This window comes from Anaerolineae bacterium, assembly GCA_013178165.1.
Classification (GTDB): domain Bacteria; phylum Chloroflexota; class Anaerolineae; order Aggregatilineales; family Ch27; genus Ch27.
Genome location: JABLXG010000004.1, coordinates 320,024 through 337,934, shown reverse-complemented (window position 1 = coordinate 337,934; position 17,911 = coordinate 320,024). Strand labels below are relative to the sequence as shown.

General features: G+C 63.8%; 13 protein-coding genes. 6 read left to right on the top strand and 7 right to left on the bottom strand.

Annotated features, from left to right (window positions below; translation table 11 throughout):
- Window positions 1–46 precede the first annotated feature (46 nt).
- On the bottom strand, window positions 47–1,273 hold the full coding sequence (locus HPY64_04520) for a BMP family ABC transporter substrate-binding protein (GenBank protein ID NPV66392.1): 1,227 nt from the start codon (window positions 1,271–1,273) through the stop codon (window positions 47–49).
- Between the two features lie 316 nt (window positions 1,274–1,589).
- Entirely contained in the window at window positions 1,590–1,922 is a 333-nt protein-coding gene (trxA, locus tag HPY64_04515; GenBank protein NPV66391.1) for a thioredoxin, read from the bottom strand.
- 286 nt (window positions 1,923–2,208) lie between these two features.
- Between trxA and hrcA the strand changes: the two genes are divergently transcribed.
- The 6 genes from hrcA (at window position 2,209) to prmA (ending at window position 8,719) form a co-directional block, all read left to right on the top strand.
- Window positions 2,209–3,264 carry a heat-inducible transcription repressor HrcA gene (gene hrcA / locus HPY64_04510; GenBank protein ID NPV66390.1) on the top strand — a complete coding sequence of 352 codons (1,056 nt, stop codon included), beginning with the start codon at window positions 2,209–2,211 and terminating at the stop codon, window positions 3,262–3,264.
- 131 nt (window positions 3,265–3,395) lie between these two features.
- Window positions 3,396–3,983, top strand: a complete 588-nt coding sequence (locus tag HPY64_04505; protein ID NPV66389.1) for a nucleotide exchange factor GrpE — start codon at window positions 3,396–3,398, stop codon at window positions 3,981–3,983.
- Between the two features lie 75 nt (window positions 3,984–4,058).
- The gene (gene dnaK / locus HPY64_04500) at window positions 4,059–5,942 is read left to right on the top strand and encodes a molecular chaperone DnaK (protein ID NPV66388.1); all 1,884 of its coding nucleotides are present in this window, start codon (window positions 4,059–4,061) and stop codon (window positions 5,940–5,942) included.
- Between the two features lie 160 nt (window positions 5,943–6,102).
- On the top strand, window positions 6,103–7,248 hold the full coding sequence (dnaJ, locus tag HPY64_04495; GenBank protein ID NPV66387.1) for a molecular chaperone DnaJ: 1,146 nt from the start codon (window positions 6,103–6,105) through the stop codon (window positions 7,246–7,248).
- 52 nt (window positions 7,249–7,300) lie between these two features.
- Window positions 7,301–7,681, top strand: coding sequence for a hypothetical protein (locus tag HPY64_04490; protein NPV66386.1), 381 nt, complete (start codon window positions 7,301–7,303; stop codon window positions 7,679–7,681).
- Between the two features lie 123 nt (window positions 7,682–7,804).
- Entirely contained in the window at window positions 7,805–8,719 is a 915-nt protein-coding gene (prmA, locus tag HPY64_04485) for a 50S ribosomal protein L11 methyltransferase (protein ID NPV66385.1), read from the top strand.
- Between the two features lie 69 nt (window positions 8,720–8,788).
- Here prmA and HPY64_04480 read toward each other — a convergent pair whose 3' ends face one another.
- The 5 genes from HPY64_04480 to HPY64_04460 are packed head-to-tail and all read right to left on the bottom strand — an operon-like array spanning window position 8,789 to window position 17,750.
- Window positions 8,789–9,505 carry an ABC transporter ATP-binding protein gene (locus HPY64_04480; protein ID NPV66384.1) on the bottom strand — a complete coding sequence of 239 codons (717 nt, stop codon included), beginning with the start codon at window positions 9,503–9,505 and terminating at the stop codon, window positions 8,789–8,791.
- On the bottom strand, window positions 9,502–10,401 hold the full coding sequence (locus HPY64_04475; protein NPV66383.1) for an ABC transporter ATP-binding protein: 900 nt from the start codon (window positions 10,399–10,401) through the stop codon (window positions 9,502–9,504). The genes HPY64_04480 and HPY64_04475 overlap by 4 nt, the downstream gene beginning before the upstream one ends.
- 12 nt (window positions 10,402–10,413) lie before the next feature.
- Window positions 10,414–10,887, bottom strand: a complete 474-nt coding sequence (locus tag HPY64_04470) for a zinc-ribbon domain-containing protein (protein ID NPV66382.1) — start codon at window positions 10,885–10,887, stop codon at window positions 10,414–10,416.
- A 5-nt stretch (window positions 10,888–10,892) separates the two neighbouring features.
- The gene (locus HPY64_04465) at window positions 10,893–14,297 is read right to left on the bottom strand and encodes an FtsX-like permease family protein (GenBank protein ID NPV66381.1); all 3,405 of its coding nucleotides are present in this window, start codon (window positions 14,295–14,297) and stop codon (window positions 10,893–10,895) included.
- Window positions 14,298–14,300: 3 nt separating this feature from the next.
- The gene (locus tag HPY64_04460) at window positions 14,301–17,750 is read right to left on the bottom strand and encodes an FtsX-like permease family protein (GenBank protein NPV66380.1); all 3,450 of its coding nucleotides are present in this window, start codon (window positions 17,748–17,750) and stop codon (window positions 14,301–14,303) included.
- Window positions 17,751–17,911 lie beyond the last annotated feature (161 nt).

Here is a 17,911-nt window from a genome sequence, read left to right as displayed (position 1 = left end):
CGACCACCCGCGAAGGTGGTCGCCCTCCTCTCGAACCCTGTGATCGCTACTGCGCGGAGCTATCGCCCGTCATACCCTGCAGGAGTTGCTCCAGGTACCAGACCGAGCGCGGCGGGACAATCTCGCCTTCTTCAGCCAGCACCGTGCCATCCTGCAGCGCCAGCGGCCCCACCCACAGGCCGATCTGCTTGCCTTCGTCGTCGATGTTCTCCGCCGTCAGGACACCGGGATCAGTCTCTGCCAGCATGGCGATGAATTCATCCAGCTGGGCGGCCTGTTCCTCGGTCAGGGCGTCGCCATTAACCCAGCCGACCGCCGTCTTGTCGTTGTCGCTGATGTCCTCAAAGTACGGCGGGTTCCAGTTCCAGAACTGCTCGTAAGTGCCGTTCTTGACAGCCTCAACAACCTGGACATACGCCGGGCCCCAGTTGAAGTACGGGACGCCCAGGCAGACCTCCGGCGCACCCGCGCAGGCGCCTTCATAATCGTAGGGGATCGCCCACACCTTTGCGCCTTCTGCAGCTCGCTGACCGGCGACCACCAGCGCCTCAGTGGTATCGATGCCGCTGATCACGACATCCGCCCCACCATCAAAGAAGCGCTGCGTCTCCTCAGTCGGGTCAAGGGTCACGCCGGGGATGTTGAACCAGAAGCCGATCCAGGTGACCGTCATGCTCAGGTCGTCAGGATCGCCGCCGCGATAATGCTCGTAGCAGTAACGAGCGCCCAGGTAAACACTGGCAGCCAGACGGCGGGTTTCAAAGTTGATCAGCGGGCCAAGATAACCGAGCTTGCCAGTCTCGGTGGCCAGCGCCGCAGCGCAGCCCGCAATCTGCTTACCCAGTTCCATGTTGCCCATCACATTGCTCAGGTTGGCGGGCGCTTCCCCAGTCAGGGCGTCATCGCCGGAAACATTAACGAAGATGGTGTCCGGATACTTCTGAGCCACAAACAGCGTATCTTCCTCGAATTCGTCGGATGTGGTGAAGATCACCTTGGCCCCTTCAGCCAGCATCTCCTCCACCACCTGCTCCAGGGTGGTTTCTGGCGCATCAGCGGGGTTCAGGCTCTCAAAGAAGACCATCCGCGTACCGGGCACCTGCTGCTCGACATACTGCCCGGCGGTATAGTGGGCCTCGCTCCAGCCATGATCGTTGCGCGGCCCGACAAGAACCATACCGAAGACAAATTCCTCACCCTGGGCAAAGCCGCCTGTTGCAGCCAGCAGCATGGCGGCCGCCACAATCAGGACCACTGCAGATCTGCGTGCCATCTGTGCTTCCCTCTCCTCCTGCTGCGCGAATACGATCCTGCCAGGCCTGTGGCGTCGACGGAACTAACGGCCTGACATTTATCAGTGTACAAGGAATCCGCCTAAAACTCCAAGCACCCTGGCGCAGCCTGTTCGGATGAATTTCTTAGGCTAATCTGCACAAGGCACAGCCATTACACCCGACAGCGGCCCCCGCCCCCAAAATAAGGAGGCGACATCGCGGCAACGGACTGCCAGCAGACAACAAAACAGCGCAGCCCGGTTGGCCGGGGCTGCGCTGCGCCTGCCAGCAAAAGCCTGCGACAGGCAGATCGCGTCAGTCCAGGTGCGGTTCCAGCTTGCCGATGATCCGCTCTTTGGGCATATATCCCGTCAGTCGTTCGACCGGCTGGCCGTTCTTGAACAGGATCAGCGTGGGGATGCCCATGATGCCCAGATCCATCAGCACATTGGGGTTGGCGTCCGCGTCCATCCGGCCAACGCGCATCCGCCCTTCATATTCTTCCGCCAGGGCCATCACATGCGGCTCGATCATTTTGCACGGGCCGCACCACTCCGCCCAGAAATCCACCAGCACCGGCAGATCCGATTCCAGTACTTCCTGCTGAAAAGTCGCTTCGGTCACATCAAACGTCTTGGAGCCAGCCATCAGAGAAACACTCCTCATCAAGAATCAACCGTGGCCATAGAGTAAACAGGATGGCAGGCGGTGTCAAGGGTTGCAGGAGTCTGATTGCCGGGGAGTTAGTTGTGTTGCATCCTGCATAGCCTGCTCGTCTCTATGTTCGCGTGCTGCTCCGCCGTTGGAATCGCTGACAGGATTTCCCGCGCCCGCCACCCGCCTTTGACGCCAGGCGGAGCGCATGGTATGATGAGACAACCGTACGAATAGCACTCACATACCGAGAGTGCTAACGAGTCTCTGGTGAGATGGTATGGAAGCGGAAGTCCTTTCCCCTTCGGAACTGACTGAACGCCAGAAGCACACGCTGGAGTTGATCATCAAGCACTACATCGAAACCGGCCACCCGGTAAGCTCGAAGTCGCTGGTCAGCCTGCTCGGCGTCAGCTCGGCCACCATCCGCAACGATATGGGCGTGCTGGAGGAAACTGGCTACATTAGCTCGCCGCACACCTCCGCTGGTCGTGTCCCCACCGAGAAGGGCTACCGCTACTTCGTGCAACACCTGCTGGATGATGATCAGCTTACAGCTGTTGAACGGCGCACGATCGCCCACCAGTTCCACCAGGCGCCGCTGGACCTTGAACAGTGGATGAGATTGGCAGCGGCGGTGCTCTCCCGGACGGCGCGCAGCGCCTCCCTGGTGACCGCGCCTTACAGCAAGATCAACCGCTTCAAGCACCTGGAACTGATCGCCACACAGGGCCGGATGGTGCTGATGGTGCTGGTGCTGCACAATGGCGAAGTGCGCCAGCGCATGCTCACCCTGGCCGAGCCAATCAGCCAGGAACGCCTGAGCGAAACTGCCGCCCGCCTGACCCAGCTTGCCCTGGGGTTGACCGCCCAGCAACTCCGCGCCAAGCTGTATGGCCTGAACGCGCTGGAGGAAGAAGTCCTCTCCCTGGTCATCACCCTGATCGAGCAGGAATCAGATCGTCCGCAACTGGTCTACCGCGACGGGCTGGCCGAACTGCTCAGCCGGTTTGGCGAAAGCGAAGGCGCCCAGCAGGCCCTACGTGTCCTGGAGGAGCAGACGCTGCTGGAGGACCTGATCAACGAGGCCAACCCCTCGATCGGCAACATCCGCGTCCTGATCGCCGGCGAGGGGCGCTGGGACAACATCAGCCTGCTCAGCATTGTGCTGGGCCGCTACGGTGTCGCCGGGCAGGCCACCGGCACGCTGGGCGTCCTTGGCCCAACGCGCATGAGCTATGGGCGGGCGATCAGCGCCGTGCGTTACATGTCTGACCTGATGAGCACCCTGATGGTCGGCATCTATGGCGGCGATACCGAGTCCTCCGGCGCGTGACCCGGTGGCCTGGATCGCCGCAAGTCTTACGCTTTTCTGGCGTTTCGCTAATGTGATTCTATTGCAAGCAGTCTACACTTCAGTCGGCAGCGTAAGGCTGCCCAATACTACTTGCCTGATGGAGCAGAACCGTGAGTAAACGCAAATCAGTAGAGGAACCCACCCCCCAAGCAGAACAGGCCGCCGCCGGGGCATCCCAGCCGCAGGGCCAGCAGGCAGCCCCAGGCGATGGCGGCGCTGCCACGGAAGCGCCAGCGCCTGATCTGGCGGCTGAGCTGGAAAAGGCGCGCGCCGAAGCCGCCGAATACCTGGACGGCTGGCAGCGAGCCAGGGCAGAATTTGCCAACTACCGCAAGCGCGTCGAGCGCGAGCGCGAGGAGAGCTTTCAGGATGCCCGCAACAGCATGCTGATCAAGCTGCTGCCGGTGATCGATGACCTGGAACGGGCCATGGCCAACGTGCCCGCTGAACTGGCCGATCACCCCTGGGTGCACGGCATCCGGCTCATTGAGGACAAATTCAACGCCATCCTGGATGCTCATGGCCTGCAGGTGATCGACCCGCTCGGCGAAGCCTTTGACCCCATCCGTCACCAGGCGGTCGGTACAGACGACAACCCTGAGGGTGGCAACAGCGGTCAGATCACCGCCGTCGTGCAAAAGGGCTATGCCTGCGGAGACAAGGTGCTCCGCCCCGCGCTGGTCCGGGTGGCCAACTGAGCAGTGTTGGTTTGCGCTTTTTCTGGAGACTGCCACTAGACCTGGCAAGCAGACACAGCAGGAGACACATTAACTATGGGAAAAATCATCGGCATTGATCTGGGCACTACCAACTCTGTGGTCGCCGTGATGGAAGGCGGCGAAGCCACGGTCATCCCTTCGGCGGAAGGCGGGCGTCTGATCCCTTCTGTCGTAGCGATCAGCAACAAGGGCGAACGCCTGGTCGGGAAGATCGCCCGCAATCAGGCAGTGGTCAACCCGGAGAACACTATCTTTTCGATCAAGCGGTTCATGGGCCGCAAGTTCACCGACCCTGAGGTACAAAAGGCCATCAGCCTGGTGCCGTACAAGGTTTCCGCCGCGCCTAACGGTGATGTCCGCGTGCACATGGGCGGCAAAGCTTACAGCCCGCCGGAAATCTCCGCCATGATCCTGCAGAAGATCAAGGCGGACGCCGAAGCTTACCTGGGCGAGCCGGTCACGGAAGCTGTGATCACTGTCCCGGCCTACTTCAATGACGCCCAGCGTAACGCCACCAAGGACGCCGGTCGCATCGCCGGCCTGGATGTCAAGCGTATCATCAACGAGCCGACGGCTTCCAGCCTGGCTTACGGCCTGGGTGAGAAGAAGGACGAGACGATCGCCGTCTACGACCTTGGCGGCGGTACCTTTGATATCTCGATCCTGGACGTGGGCGATGGCGTGTTTGAAGTGCGCAGCACTAACGGCGATACCTTCCTGGGCGGCGACGACTTCGACCAGCGCATCATCGACTACGTGGCCAACGAATTTAAGAAAGAGCACGGCATCGATCTGCGCGAGGATCGCCAGGCGCTCCAGCGCCTGAAGGAAGCGGCGGAGAAGGCCAAGATTGAGCTGTCGAGCACGATGAGCACCGACATCAACCTGCCCTTCATCACCGCCGACGCCAGCGGCCCCAAGCACCTCAACATGACGCTGACCCGCGCCAAGCTGGAGGCGCTGGTGGAAGACCTGATCGAGCGCACGATCAAGCCCTGCGAGGCGGCTCTGCGCGACGCTGGCCTTAAGCCCGCCGACATTGACGAGGTCGTGCTGGTTGGTGGTATGACGCGTATGCCGGCGGTTCAGGAAGCGGTGCGCCGCTTCTTTGGCAAGGAACCGCACAAGGGCGTGAACCCTGACGAGGTCGTAGCGATTGGCGCGGCCATCCAGGGCGGCGTGCTGCGCGGCGATGTTAAGGATGTCCTGTTGCTGGACGTGACGCCGCTGACCCTGAGCATCGAGACGCTGGGCGGCGTGGCCACCCCGCTGATCGAGCGCAACACCACGATCCCGGCCCGCAAGAGCCAGATCTTCTCCACCGCCGCCGACGGCCAGACGCAGGTAGAAATCCATGTCCTGCAGGGCGAACGCCCCATGGCCGCCGACAACAAGACGCTGGGCCGCTTCATCCTGGACGGCATCCCTCCCGCGCCGCGCGGCGTGCCGCAGATCGAAGTCACTTTTGACATCGATGCTAACGGCATCCTCAACGTCAGCGCCAAGGATAAGGCCACCGGTCGCGAGCAGAGCATCACCATCACTGCCTCCAGCGGCCTGAGCGAGCAGGAAATCCAGCGCATGATCCGGGAGGCGCAGGAACACGCCTCCGAGGACGCCAAGCGCCGTGAAGCGGTCGAAATCCGCAACCAGGCGGAAGCGGGTATCCACGCCGCCGAGAAGACCCTGCGCGACTTCGCCGACCGTATTCCGGCAGATGTCAAGGCCCGTACGCAGGAACGGATCGAGGCCGTCCGTAAGGCTCTGGAAGGCAACAACACTGACGCCATCCGTCGGGAGGCGGAAGCGCTGGCTCAGCAGCTTCAGGCGATCGGTGCCAGCATGTACCAGCAGCAGCCCGACGGCAGCGGCCCGGCCCAGACCGGCGGCGATCGTGCAGGTGAAGACGTGATTGACGGCGAATTCACTGAGGCTTGACGCTGGCCACAGCTTCAACCTGAGTTGCCCCCGTTAACCTGCCAGCAGGCGGGTTGGCGGGGGCGTCACCTGTGTGTCAGCCGTAGCAAAATTTGCCGCTTCGCGCTAAAACAATTCAAAAGTAGACCGACGATTCAGGCGACAAAGGCCAGATCGCAGCATGACACCCAGGGACTACTACGACATTCTGGGGGTGCCGCGTAACGCATCCACCCAGCAAATCAAGAAGGCCTTCCGCCAGCTGGCGCAGCGCTACCACCCGGATGTCAGCAAAGAGCCGGACGCTGAAGAGCGCTTCAAGGAGATCAACACCGCTTACCAGGTGCTGAGCGATCCCGACCGGCGATCGCGCTATGACCGCTTCGGTCATGCGGGCGTCGACGGCGAGACCGGCTTTGGGGGCTTCAGCGATTTCAGTGGCTTTGATATCTTCGAGGATCTTTTTGCCGGTTTTACCGGTACACGGCGCGCCTCCCAGCGGCGCACACCGCGCCAGGGACGCGACCTTTCCTACGAACTCGCCATCGACTTTGTGGAAGCGGTCACCGGTAGCGAGAAAGAGATCGAAATCACCCGCCAGGAGGTCTGCGATCTCTGCCGCGGTGATGGCTCCCAGCCGGGCACATCGCCTGTGCGTTGCCCGGAATGTAACGGCAGCGGCGAGGTGCGCACCGTCCGCCAGACCTTCCTCGGCTCCATGATCAGTGTCAACACCTGCCCGCGCTGCCAGGGACGCGGCGAGGTCATCACCACCCCGTGCGAGAAATGTGCGGGTACGGGCCGGATGCGCGCTACCCGTCGCTTGAATGTCGCCATTCCTGCTGGCGTTGACGACGGGATGAAGATCCGTATTCAGGGGGAAGGCGAACCGGGCGATTATGGCGGCCCACCTGGCAACCTGTACGTGATCATCCGCGTCAGGGAACATGAATATTTCAAGCGGCGCAACGATGATATCCTGCTGGAAATCACGATCAACGTTGCCCAGGCCGCCCTGGGGGATACTATCACCGTTCCCACTGTCGACGGCGACGCCCAGTTGCGCATCCCGCCCGGCACCCAGACCGGCGAATCCTTCCGCATGCGGGGCAAGGGCTTCCCGCGCTTGCGGCGGGATGGCTCCAGCGCGGGCCGCGGCGACCAGTGGGTGATCGTACAGGTGGCCATCCCGCGCAATCTGACCGAAAAACAGCGGGCGCTCTTTGAGGAACTGGCCAAGACCCTGGACACGCAGGTCATCCGCCCGCAGAGCAAAGGCTTCTTTGACCGTGTCATGGATTTCCTGAGCGGTGAGCCGACCTCCTGAGGGAGGAGTCCCGCCAGTATCGCTCGCCTGAATAGCTTTGAGGAACGGGACTATGCGCACAATAGTGATTTTTGTCGGCCTTCTTCTGCTGGCGGCTGCCCTGGTTGTGATCGTCCCTGGCCTGCCCGCTTCCCGCGCTGCCGCCCAGCCCGCGCCCGGCGGCATCGCCGAACTGATGGGCCAGTTGTGGGAACGAGTCCTGCAGGAACAGACCACCAGTACGACCTCCGGCTTCGTATTTACGGTTGCTTTTAACACGTCGATCTCCGGATTGGGAAACAGCGTCACGTTCGGCCAGGGGCTGGATACCCTGCGCCTGCAGGAAGCGGGGGAGGACTATTTCTGCGTTGCCCGGCGTTTCAGCCGTACTACCAACGTGGACTGCATCCCTTACACCAACGTGGTCAAACTGTCGTATTCTGAGCGGCAGTAAACAGTCCTGCTACCCTGTGCAGCAGGCAGGTAGCGAGACCGCTCACCTGTTTTTTTGCGGCGGCCCGGCAGGAGAAAATCCGCCGGGGTAACCGCGACATGTCTCAAAGGAAAGTCATCGCGGATGGACTGGATCGAAGTGTCGCTTGAAACGGACGGTGAGCTTGCCGAAGCCATCGCCGATTTGCTGCACCAGTACGGTTATCAGGGCGTCGCTATCGAACAGACCGGTATCGATGGCGAATCGTGGGAAGAAACGGTCAGGTTGCTTTCACCAAATGTGATCGTGCGCGCCTACCTGCCCGCTGATGAGCAGGCCACCGGGCTGATCGAAAAGCTGGAAACCGGCCTGCGCTACCTGCACACCATTTCGCCCGGCGTGCCGGTGCAACCGCGCTATACCACCGTGCATGAAGAAGACTGGGCCGAAGCCTGGAAGGTGCATTACCGCCCGCTGCGTGTGGGCGAGAACTTCTTCATCCGCCCGGAATGGACGGAAGTCCAGCCAGGCGAGGGTGATATCGAGATCGTGCTCGACCCCGGCATGGCCTTTGGCACCGGCACGCACCCCAGCACCCAGCTCTGCCTGATCGCCCTGGAAAGCCAGCCGGTAGCCGGGGCGCGTGTCCTTGACCTGGGCTGTGGTTCTGGCATCCTGGGGATCGCAGCAGCGCGGCTGGGGGCCGCCGAGATTGTCGCAGTCGACACGGACCCGCTGGCAATCAAGTCCACCACGGAAAACGCCAACCTCAATGGCGTCGCCGATCGCTTCCTGATCGCCCAGGGCAGCCTGGAAAACCTGCTCGACCGGCCAGCCTATTTTGACTTGATCCTGGTCAATATCCTGGCTAAGACGATCATCCCGATGTGCGACAGCGGCCTGGGGACGCTTGTCCGACCGGGCGGCATCGGCATCTTCAGCGGCATCATCGACGAACAGGCGGCTGATGTCGAGGCAGCGCTACGCCGCACCGGATTGAAGCCATACAAACGCCACACCATGGTCGACTGGGTAGCCATCGAAGCTCGGCGGGAATAGATCAGCACCCCAAAAAACAACCGCGCCCTCAGCATCGGGCGCGGTTTGCATTCCCTCCGGCGCTGCCGGTCAGGATCCACCATTTTCCTTCTGGCGTGTGGCGATCAGGCGGCCATCACGCAACTCGTGGATCACGTCAGCTTCCTCCATCACCAGCGGATCGTGGGACACAATCACCACAGTGATGTTCTGTTCTGCCACCAGCCGCCGCAGCAGACCGATGATCTTGCGCCCGGTCTGGCTGTCCAGCTGGCCGGTCGGCTCATCCGCCAGGATGACATGCGGGCGAGCGGCCAGGGCGCGGGCCAGAGCGACGCGCTGTTGCTCGCCGCCGCTCAATTCGTAGGGCCGATGCCGCTGGCGATCGGTCAGGCCGACCCAGGCCAGCGCCCCGGCCACCCGCGCCTCGCGTTCCTGGCGAGGAAGGCGGCGCATCCGCAGGGGTACGCCGACATTCTCCGCTGCGCTGAGCAGCGGCAACAGGCCGAACGACTGAAACACAAAGCCAATCCGCTCGCGGCGCAATTGTAGCCGCACCTCGCCGTCCAGTTCCGCCAGCTTTTGCCCCTCGAACCAGACAGCGCCATCCGTTGGCTCATCCAGGCCAGCGATCAGGTTGAGCAGGGTCGTCTTGCCGGAGCCAGAACGCCCGACAATGGCCGTCATCTGCCCCGGATAGATCGCCAGCGAAACATCGGTCAGGGCGTGGATATCTTCCCCGGCCAGATGGTAGACCCGGCTCAGATGTTCCGTCTGGATGATCGGCGCGATGTCAGGCTGGCTCATACGCTGCTCTCCTGCTCGCCCACACCTGGCGCGTCCCCGTTGCGATCCGGGTAGACGCCCACATGATCCTCACGCAGGCGCAGCTTGACCCGATCGCGCATCTCCAGTGCCTCAATATAGGCCTGAGGCAGTTGCAGCCGTCCAGCCCGATCCAGAATGGCGAACTCCTCCTCGGTCAGCGGCGCGCCGTCTGTCCCTCGCCGGCGCAGTACCTCGATACTCGTCCGACCATCGCGGAAGCCTACCACGCGGTCAACCCGGCTGGCTACGTTGTAATCATGGGTCACGATCACCACTGTCACGCCGAATTGCTCATTCAGCGCCCGCAACACATGGAAGATCGCGGTTGACGCTTCGCTGTCGACTTCGCCGGTCGGTTCATCGGCCAAAAGCAGCGCCGGTCGGTTGGCCATTGCTACCGCGATTGCTACTCGCTGCTGTTCCCCGCCGCTCAGACGATCAGGTAGATGATTCAGGCGGTCGCCCAGGCCAACGCTGGTCAGTAACTCCGCGGCGCGGGCGCGGCGCTCCCGCGCCGGAACATGGTTGAGCGCCATCGGCAACTCCACATTCTCCAGCGCGGTCAGGTAGGGGAGCAAATTACGCGCCGTCTGCTGCCAGACGAAGCCCACAACCTGGCGGCGGTAAAGCACCTGCTGGCGGCGGTTCAGGGCCAGCAGGTTGTACTGACCCACAAACACACGCCCGGCGGTCGGCGTGTCCAACCCGCCCAGGATGTTCATTAGCGTGGATTTACCCGACCCCGACGGCCCCACCATGGCCATCATCTCCCCTCTGGCAATCTCCAGGTCCAGCCCCTGCAGGGCAACCACTTCCAGGTCAGCCACCCGGTAAATCTTGACCAGGTTTTCACAGACGATAAAACGCTCGCTCATGGGCCATCCTTTTCAGCGGCGGGCCGGGCCGTCCTGCAGCAAGCCATCACACGAAGTGCAGGCACGGGGGACAGCTGTATAGGTCAGCCCGCAAACCGGACAATGCTGACGATCCGCCCCGGCCTGCGCCTCCACGATCGCGCGGGCCACGTCAAAGTCCAGCCCGGCGGCGGTCAGGTCGCGGATCACGAATTCGATCGGTGCACCATCCGCCAGCCGCTCCCCGATTGTGTTCAGCACAAAGGCTAGGTCGGGCCTTGGCTCCGGCAATTTCAGGTTGAGCACTCCCGGCTCAAAAGCCCGACCACAGGTCTGGCATTCGATATACTCCATGCCCTTCCCCACCGGAAAGATCGGGATGAAGTACAGAGCAAAGTACGGGCGGGCCTGTTTGCGCTGGTAACGCCGTCGCGCCCGGCACTGTGGACAGGTAAATTCACCTTCCTCCAACACCTGCGTTTTGGCCCGTGTGCCAAAGATAATCATCGCTTTCACTCCTCGCCCAGCCGCAACGTCTGATGAACGCTCTGCCGTCGCGACATCAACGCCGTCACGCCCAGCAGAACCGCAAACACAGCGATCAGCGCCGCCAGCAGCCCGATCACGCCACTCGCCGGAAAACGCAGGGCCTGCCCGCCCACCAGTTCCAGGAAGGGCAATAGCAGGTAGGCCAGCCCCATTCCCAGACCAACACCAACAAGCAGCGCTGGCATCACCAGCGCCGTCTGTTCGACCGCCAGCACACCCCAGATGCTGCGTGCTGGCCAGCCCATCGCCTGCAACACAGCAAAGGAGAGCGCTCGCCGCCGGGCTGTCACCGCCAGATAAAAGCCAAAATCCAACGCGCTAAGCAGCAGTGACACCCAAAACGCGGCAAACAGCATCCCTGTCACCGCGTTCGCCAGCGGATCGCGCTGGATGGCGTTGTAGCGATCCCAGGCATAGGTCATTCCGGTCAGACCGGGCAGAGCCGCAATCGCTGCCCGGAAATCCGGGGATGGCTCACGCCCGGCCAGTTCAAACCATACCTGATTCCGATCGTAGAAACCCTGCCAGCTGGCCGCCCGGTTGAGCGCCGGGAGCAACTGATCAAGCCGGCCGATCACAAAGTTATCGCCCGCGCCGAGCGTTGGAAAGTCTTCGACGATCCCGACGACCCGGTAGCGAAAGCGAACCTGGCCGGCGCCCAGCGCCAGGTCAAACAGGTCTTCATCACCCACGGCCAGCGGCGCGCGGCGGCTGCGACCGCCGAAGTACTCGGCGAACCCGCGCGAGATCACCAGTGGGACGGCTGCCTCGCCCGTCTCATTGATGGCCAGCAGCGGCTGGGTGACCGCCGTACCTCGCCGCTGGATACGGTAATCCACCGCCAGGCTGGCCCGTCCGGAGGCGGCGCGGCGTTCATCCGGGGCGGCGCGTAATGCCCCGCCATGCTGGAAACCCGTCACCGATGCACCCCAGACCGCCATTTGCCCTGCTTCAAAGTCCTCAAGCAGCGCCTCCGATCCATCTGCCAGCCGGGCGGTGATCGCGTCCAGGTATACGCGGTGGCTGAAATCCGCCAGTTCGCCGCGTTGACTGCTCAGCCGGATGCCAGTCAGCCGCCAGGGGAGATGACCCACCCCGGACGGCAGGGTTGCCTCGTACAGGGCAAAACGCCCGGCGACCGCCGGATCGACCGTCGTCAACGCCAGCGATAGCGGAATACCCAGCGCGTCGATCAGTTCTGCCGCCAGCTGCGTCTCGGTCGGCGGCCCGGAATCCGGCGTCGGGTCGGCATAGACCTGCAGCGTCAGCGCGACAGCATCCTCCGGCAGGGGCAGACCCGGCAACGACGGTGCACTCAGGTGTTGCAGCGGGGCCACCGCCTCCGCCCAGGCAGGAAAGGACGCGGCAAATGCGCTCGGCTCTACGCCGAAAACCGTGGTGTCGCGCTGCCCGGCGCGGTGTGGGGTAGCCGTTACCAGCAGGGATTGCGCCGCCGTTACTCCCGGCAGGGCACCCCATACCGGCTGTTCCCGTACCTGAACCGGGTCAAACTCCAGCCGGGCGGAAGCGCCGGTTTCGCGGTGAGCCGCCGCCCATGCCCCGGCGTCGCGGGTGGCTTCCAGCGCCAACGACGCTGTCCCCAGCGCCAGCGTCCCGATCAGCAGCAGCACCAGCTGGCCGTAATGACCCGGATCGCGCTCGACTGTCCACAGGGCCAGCGGTACGGTCAGGCCATTATCAGCGCGGAACAACCGCCTGATCAGGCGCATCAGCAGCGGGAAGACTCGCAACCACAACAGCGCCGCGCCGGTCAGAAACAGCGCCGGAGCAAGTAGATTGAACGGATCATTCAGTCCACCGGTCTCAGCCGCGCTGGAGGCAATCTGGCGGATCAGCGCCGTCGGATCGCGCCACAGGACACCCAGGCTGGCCGCAGCATCGCCGCCGACCAGGAAATACAACCGCAACAGCAAAGCCAGACCAATCAACAGCAGGGCAATATCGAGGAAGTAGCGCGCCCAGATCGGGTGAGTCGGGGGGCGGCTGATCAACTGCTTGAGCCGTAACAGGCTGCGCCGCGCCGCTGGCCACGCGGGGAGGGTTAGCACCACAATCGCCGCCAGCGCTGCCATGGCGCTCAGACCGAAGACCCGCGCCGGTAACGAACCGGCGCCCGGCAGCACGCGCGCCAGCGGCCCGACCCGCCCCAGCAATAACAGCATCCCCTGGGCGATAAACGGCCCGGCGACCATACCGATCGCACCCAACATGCCCATTGTCAGGGCCTGCATCCCGATCAACTGGGCCACGCTCCCGCCCCGGCTGGCGATGGAGGCCCACTCAGCGTTTTGCTGCTCAAGCACCAGCGCTACGGTTGTCACCAGATGGTAGAGCATGAGCACCATCACCGCGCCGGAAAGCAGCAGTGTCGGTCCCTCAGTCTCGACCAGGCCGGTCCGGAACTGCGCGATCAGGTCGAACAGACCGCTGAAGATCAAGATGTCCGGGTAGCGGGCGCGTAGCGCGCTCTGCAGGCGCGACAGGCGCTCCTCCAGCGCGTCCAGCGTGTCGGTGTGGATCACCGCCGGGTCAACCCTGAGCGTCCAGAGGTAGGTATTGCCGCGCGTTGCCGGAGCGATCCAGTCGTCAAAGGCTCCCTCCGGCACAATGAGGCCGAAGTCAAAACGCTCGCTTGTCAGGGAAACCTGCACATGCTGACCCTGCACTACCAGCCGCTGCCCATCCCAGAAGGGATCGTCCAGCGGCAAGACTGGCTCCACCAGCCCAACGATGTGCACAATGGCTGTCGGGCCAGTCGGTTCCGCGCCGATCACCAGCCGGTTGCCGACCTCAATGCGGGCCTCCCGCGCCGCTGCCGCAGCGACCACGGCTTCCACCTGCCCCCGACTGTAGAGACCGACCTGGTTGGCCGCCTGCTCCTCCGCTGATAGACCCGCCCCTAGCCCGGCTGTCGGCGGCGGCAGGCGCTCCGGCCAGCGGCCATCGACCAGGGTGAAAATCTCCTGCAGGTTGGAATAAGCGGTAATCAGGTAGTCATTGGGCGTGGGACGGGCGAAGATCGTCAGCGGTTCACCCAGCGCGTACTCATACCCGTTGACTACCCCCGCTGACCGGGCGCTGCGCTGCAGTTCGGTCACCCCACCGCGCAGTTCCTGGTTCAGCAGCGCCCACGTTTCCGGCCCAAACGGCTCACTGTTGCTGAGGGTGATGTCCAGTTGGTGCCGGGTAAGGCCCTCCACCGCATAGCGCAGCCCGGCCTCCGAGACTGCCTGCACATACAGCGGCCCCAGCGAGAAGAAGGCCGTCACCAGACAAATGGCGATCAGCAGCACGCCCAGCAAGCGCCGCTCCCGCCACATCCGGTGCACGATCATCCGCAGCGGCATCGCTTACTCCTCACCGAAGCGCAACGTCTGCGCCAGGGATAGACGTCGCACCAGCAGCAGGCTGGCGACCAGCACGGTCAGCAGCACACCGGTCATAAGCAACCCGTACTGCGCCAGCGCGGCGACTTCCACCTGCACAATGAAGGGCGGCGTGATCGCCTCGCCTGTTGCGCCAATCGCTAACGTCGGCACGACCCGATCGCTGAGGACCGCGCCCAGGGCCGCCCCCAGCAGCGCGCCGGTCAGCATCACCAGCGCCTGTTCCAGGGCCAGGCTGGCCGCCAGGCGACCGAGCGACATCCCCAGCGCCCGCAGCACGCCGAATTCATTGCGGCGACTCTGGGCGGTCAGTGCAGCGTAGGTCACCAGCCCTACCACACTCAGCGCCAGTGCCACAGCAAACGCCAGAAACAGCAGCCCCATCAGGCCAAGGGCCAGCGGGTTGGTCTGTAAACCATGCAGGGTGCGCTGCAGCGTCTCGGTGTAGATGATCGCCGTGTCGTCGCCGTCCGTGTCAGCGGCGCGCAGGATATCTTCCTCGGCGACACCGGGGGCCAGGCGCAGCCACATCTCCGCCGGGTAAACCGACGCGCCCGGCCGGCGATTGATTGCATATAACAGCGCCGCCTGATCGACCACCAGAAAAGGCCGCTTATCGCCATACAACGACGGGTAGTATTCGGTGGTGTCCACCATCTGTACCAGCGGGCTGACGCCGCCCACATTGATCAGCCGGTAGCTATCTCCCGGCTGCAACCCGTTGAGACGCATCAGACCTGTGCTGGCGATGGCCGGGATAGGCGGCGCTTCCGGGTAATCGAGGATCAACCCCAGCGTGCTCAGCACGCCAAGTTGATCCCAGATCACCTGGCGTCCCACCGTCGCCCGGTCCGGGATAGCGGCGGGATACGTGAAGCCGTCGCGGATCAACGCCCCTGAATCGTAGACCACCTCCCAGCCGGGTTGCTGCAGCCAGTCCAGCGGAGTTACGCTTCCGTCCACCCCGATCAGCGTCAGATTGGCCAGCGATAGCCGCAGATCGCGCTCCTGGGTGTCGCGGGCACGATGCTTCCAGTAAAGCGCTTCCAACCGCAACTCACCCTGCGCCTGCAGGCCGTCAAGCGCCGCTTCCAGGTAAACCCAGCCGGTCGTGTTGAAGGAGCGCATATCCAGGCCCGGACGGTCGATCCCGCGCCGCGTCCACTCAACTTCGACCACCTCAAACGGCGCATGAAGGAAGGTGCCCGCCGCATCGCACAGACGGGCGGTCAGCGTTGTCCGCCGCAACAGCCGGTCGAGGTCAGGCCGGTACAGGGTCGCTGCCGAAAAGCCGGAGCCGCGCACGTCGATCCGCGCCCACAGACCAAGCCGGGCCGGCTTGCCCGGCAGGGCGCGCCCTGGCAGGGGCAAAGCAAGCGGCTCCCCCGGCGGTCGTGGCGTCTTGACCGGGCCAAGATCGTCGCGCCAGTAGAGCGTGCTGCTGAACGTGTCAGCGTCGATCGCCAGCACCTCGCCGGGGACCGGGTTCTGCCGGTCACGGGCTACATCGACGTTAAAAAAGCGTATCACCGGGCTGGCAGCGACCACCCCTTCCAGCGCCAGGTACGCTTCCGGCGGGCGGGCGCGGTCAGCATCAAGAACAATATTGCGCTCCTGCAGGCGGATGTCCGTCCCCACAGCATAGCGAGCCTGGTCAACCTGGCTACGGCTGACCGTCGCCCGGAAACTGGTGGCGAACCAGCCAGTGCCAATGGCCAGGGTCAGCAACAGCGCAATCCGGCCATAGTGCACCGGCTCGCGGCTGACCTGCCAGGCAGCCAGGACACGGCTCAGCCCATCCTGCCGGGCAAAAAGGCGAGCCAGCAAGCTCATCACAGCGGGAAACAGGCGCAGCAACATGCTGCCCAGCGCCACAAACAGCAACGCCGGGGCCAGCAGGAGCAGCGGATCTGCTTCCAGCCCGCCAAGCTGCGTCCCGGAGAGCGGCGAAGCCGTGCTGATCAGCCGCCAGAGCGCCGCGCCGCCCACCACCAGCAGGACCACGTCCAGGTAGGCCTGCTGCCACCAGGGCTGACGGGCAGCGCGAGCAGCGCTCCCTCCGGCCAGGGTCAGCGGCAGACGCAGGACAGGCGGCAGCGTACCCATCAATGCCACCAGGGCGACTGCCGCTGCCAGCCCGGCATACAGGAAAGCGCTGGCATCCAGGATCAGCGGCAGGCGCTCCAGCCCGGTGAAGATCGGCGCCAGCCAGATCAGCAGGCGGCGGGCCAGCGGTGGCCCCAGCAGCGCCGCCAGGATCACGATCAGCAGCGCTTCCACGCCGCGCAGCAACAGAATCTGCCGGTCAAACGCACCGCGACTCTGCAGCATGGCCAGTTCACGGCGCTCCCCCCGCCGGACCAGCGTCGCCATCGCTACCAGGAAGAAGATCACCAGCGCGCCGACCTGGAGCAGCAACAGGCCAAACGGCGCACCCAGCAGGCTGACCTCCGCCGCGTACTGGCGCAGCAGCGGGATGAGATTGGTGCTGTAGACGAAGTTCACCGGCGGCGAACCGGGCGCGCTGAACAGCGTCGTCAGGTTAGCGCTGAAACCGTTCAGGTGGGCGACTGCCTGCGGGATGGCCGTGTAGGGCAACTGCTCCGGATCAAACAGTATTCGCCAGCCGAGCAGTGAGCGCGTCTGTGGCACATAGGCCGTCACCGCCCGCAGGAAGCTCTCCCGCGTGGTCAGGGCGTTGGCCTCGACGTTCCACTGGCTGGAGCTATCGACCCGCAGCGGCGAAGGAGGCATCCAGTAGGGATCGGCCTCGTCCTGCGCGGCGATCAGCGCCGTGATCCGCGCCCGGATCGGCACACTGGTCTCCCATCCCCGCTGATCCAGAACCACAGAGTCCCCGACCTGCAGGTTCAGTCCGATCGCTGCCTGCAGCGGCAGCGCGATCTCCATATCGATCCCCGCTTCGGTCGGCTCCGCCGGCCACTGCCCTTCGATCAGCCGAGCAGTTTCCTGCCAGCCTTCGTAGTAGGCCACGCGGATGCGCGTGCTTGCCACATCCTCGCCATTCACGACCAGCAGCATCGGCGCGGATTCGCCCCACGTTACCGTGCGGCTTACCCAACCCGGCAGTGCGTCCTGGAAGACACGCTGTACCTGATCCCTGACCACGGCATCAGCCGCCTGCCAGGTTGCGCTCAGATCGTCAACTTCCTGTGAAGTCAGGCTGATCCGGCAAAAGATGTTGGTCTCGCTGGCCGGCTGGCGCTCCAGCCGCTGTACCATGCCCACCTGAGCAATGGCGGCGGTATACAGCGGCGCGTTGGCTCCGATCACCGCTGCCAGCAGCACACCGATCACAATCGTCAACAGGGATTGCCATTGCGCCGTCAGCCGCAACAGCGCCAGCCGCAACGCCCAGCCCAGCGGAAGTTGATGGATGAGGGAACGCAACATTGACGCTTTTCAGCCCTGTGCCTGCGCAGCATAGCCTGGAATGCCGGGCCACCAGGTTGTCTCCCGGCGCACCGCGCAGCAGCCCATTGTAACCAGATTGCGAGGGCACGTCGATGTCATGGCCGGGCGGCCGATCAGCGCAGCAAGGCCGCCAGGACACC